The sequence below is a fragment of the Mesorhizobium sp. M7A.F.Ca.US.002.01.1.1 genome (assembly GCF_004022955.1).
Lineage (GTDB): Bacteria > Pseudomonadota > Alphaproteobacteria > Rhizobiales > Rhizobiaceae > Mesorhizobium > Mesorhizobium ciceri.
Window position 1 is genome coordinate 1 of record NZ_RZQE01000921.1, and the last position, 1099, is coordinate 1099.

The window sequence follows — 1099 nt, forward strand, 5'->3', positions numbered from 1 at the left end:
CTGCTGCGACGACGATGATGGGAAGACGGTTGGCCATCACTGGTTACCTCCCGTAACGGGGGCGGCCGGTGCCGGCGCTTTCGGCTGCAATGCCGGCAGCGGCAGATAGGGAACGACCCCTTGCCCGTTGCCCTGCTCGACGATGACCTTGCTCGAATCCTTCAGAACCTTCTCCATGGTTTCCAGGTAGAGGCGCTTGCGCGTTACATCGGGCGCCTTGGCATATTCGTCATAGACCGAGATGAAGCGCTGCGCCTCACCCTCAGCTTCCTGCACGACCCGGTTCTTGTAGGCGGCCGCGTCTTCGCGGATCTGTGCGGCCTCGCCGCGCGCCTGCCCGAGCTTCTGATTGGAGTACTGGTTGGCCTGCTCGACGAACTTGTCCTCGTCCTGCTCGGCGCGCTGCACCTCGTCGAACGCATCGGCCACTTCGCGTGGCGGTGCCGCATCCTCGATCGAGACGGCGTTGACGTTGAGACCGGCCTTGTAGCCGTCCAGCGTCGTCTGGATGATCTCACGCACCGAGGCGGCAATGCCCTGGCGGTCGTCGCGGAAGATGTCCTGCGCCGGCCGGCGGCCGACGGCTTCACGCATGGCGCTTTCGGCAACCTGCCGCAGCATGCCGTCGGGATCGGACACATCGAACAGATACGCGCGCGGGTCGGAGACCTGATAGGCCACGGAGAACTGGACGTTGACGATGTTCTGGTCGCCGGTAAGCATCAGCCCGGACGTATTGCCACTTGTCGCGCCGCCGCCGCCGATATCGACGAGCTGCTCGGAAATCTTGGCCGTCTCGACGGTTTCGAGCGGCCACCAATGGAAATGCAGGCCAGGCTGCGACAGTTCGGTCTTCGGCTTGCCGAAGCGCAGTTCGACCGCGACCTCATCGGGCTGCACGGTGTAAACCGCCTTGAACGCCCACAGCACCACAAGTGCAGCCGCGATCAGCGCGAAGATAGCCGGGCTCGCGCCGCCGCCGCCCGGAAGAGCGCGCCGCAGCCGGTCCTGGCCGCGGCGGATGATGTCTTCGAGATCGGGAGGCGAGCCCTGCGGCCCGCTCGGTCCTTTTGGACCCTGCCCCCAGGGTCCCTGATTG

The 1099-nt window shown here is 65.4% G+C and carries 1 protein-coding gene; it reads right to left on the reverse strand.

The features are described from left to right. Nucleotides 1-36 precede the first annotated feature (36 nt). Nucleotides 37-1099 (reverse strand): FtsH protease activity modulator HflK (gene hflK / locus EN932_RS36755; protein ID WP_128369554.1); only part of this gene is annotated, 1063 nt, incomplete at its 5' end.